This is a genomic window from Nitrospira sp. BLG_2 (assembly GCF_049222245.1).
Map to the genome: position 1 here is coordinate 1 of NZ_JBLYIG010000607.1, position 1,743 is coordinate 1,743.

Sequence of the window (1,743 nt, forward strand, 5' to 3'; positions counted from 1 at the left end):
TGGTCATCGTCCTTCTCTTCACAATCATCATCTATTCCTTTCTCCAGGTGACGTTTCTAACGATCGACTGTTGCGTCCGCAGTGCTTACCTTAGCGGCTCCGGGTGGCACTTTTCAAACCGACCACTCCAATCCCCCATCCGCCGACAGAAGATCTTGTAAGGCTCGCCTCTCGACAGGGTCCTTCTCGGCAGAAACGGACTTCCCGGCACCCCTTCCGGGCACGGGGTCTTTTCCTATCCGAAATCGGCGGGATGCAGAGCCCCTGCCGCAAACCACAGGAGCACCGCCCGGAAGGATCGAGCCGATCTCGCTACAATCCGTCTCGGCGATCCCAGTTGTGACATTCCGCACGAGTGCCCGTGCACCGGCTGGACAAGTGTTATCGAGGGACGGCTTTACAAGAAGAAGCGCGAGGGGCGAGTTTGAAGCTGGCGATCGTCAAACAGCTTTGCAATGACATCGCGGCCGCATGTGGGTAGCAAGCGTCACCCGGCAAGGTGGTCGCCGCCTCTACATCAGTCCGCATGTTCCCCGGCCTGATTTGCCGGCCTGATGGTCGCACATCGATGACAACCGAGTGCGAATACTGCCGAACGATCACAGTGCAATCCGTTCTCACCGGCCAGAGAGAGGTAAGATGACGGTGCGAGCGGCATCCGCGTGGATGGTCGAAAATCGGACGGTCACGAATAGGACGATCGGTCGTTCGCTTATATCCAGGGAGCTTTACTCCCCGGTCCCCGCGTCATCCTACCAGACATTCCCTTTCCAGGGCGGGCTCACAGCACTCCGCCATCTCTCGTTTACCCATTGCCGCCAGGATGCCGTCATAGACCGCCTGCGCTGCCGCCGACCAGGAAGGATTGAAGGGTTCGCCGCGAAATGCGGCCTCGGCGGCTTTCTTCTCGTCATGTGTGAGGGCGCGAGGTTGCGATAACGACTTCTCTGTCACGTTGTCGGAATTTCGGCTGGCATCGCGTTCCATCATGCTCGGCATCATGGTGCACCTCCTTCCGAAGCGTCTTGCTGTTGCTCAGCCATCCACTTCGATCTACCCGCTCTACGTTCCGAACCTCTTTTTCGGTTTCTACTCCTCTATCGGTTCACACGCCCTTGAATTCAGCAAGCTTAATGCCAGCTTTGCTTTCACTGATTGGTCGCGCGACACAGTTTGAACTTTCACACAAGTTTCCTTCAGTTACCAGCTTTTCTACGATTCGGTCGCGCTCATCGGACTATGGTCTTTTTGGATACGCTTGTATCGAATCCGATACGTTGGAGCATGTCGATCATGAAGACACCGCCAAATGCGCAGGAGCCTCGGCCTTCATCACCCAGACGGAGAGAGAAAACCCGATCGGCTCCGAGCGACGGAGTCGCTTTGCTAGTTCTGGCTAGAAGTCATCCCAAGACCCCATGACCGTGCTTCGACAAGCTCGGCACGAACGCAGGAATATCCTGTTTTCATGAACAGATCCGCACGGCTTGAGCCGGTCGAAGCCTGAGGTGAGTGCATCGCACCGGGTGAACGGAGGGTCTCGAAATGACTCCTAGTAGCCGGCGCCTTTGGTGGTGAGTTTGATTCGATAGACGGAGTCTGCACCGGTGATAACCAACGTGTGGCCGTCCTCGCCCCAGGCCACGTTGGACACAGCCTGCCCGATTTCGATCGTGCCCAGCAGGGCACCGTCCGGCGCGATCACGCTCAACCCTCCCGGCCGCGCGCCGAAGATGTTGCCAT

1 protein-coding gene and 1 pseudogene are annotated in these 1,743 nt (G+C 57.5%); both read right to left on the reverse strand.

Annotated elements, in window-relative coordinates; translation table 11 throughout:
• Positions 1-747 precede the first annotated feature (747 nt).
• The gene (locus ACOSYY_RS16115; RefSeq protein ID WP_421663717.1) at positions 748-1,002 is read right to left on the reverse strand and encodes a hypothetical protein; all 255 of its coding nucleotides are present in this window, start codon (positions 1,000-1,002) and stop codon (positions 748-750) included.
• Between the two features lie 550 nt (positions 1,003-1,552).
• Positions 1,553-1,743: pseudogene (locus tag ACOSYY_RS16120) on the reverse strand (SMP-30/gluconolactonase/LRE family protein); the annotation flags it as partial.

Excerpts from the sequence above, each read along its gene's own strand:
- ACOSYY_RS16115 (WP_421663717.1), bottom strand. The coding sequence starts at position 1,002 with ATGATGCCGAGCATGATGGAACGCGATGCCAGCCGAAATTCCGACAAC.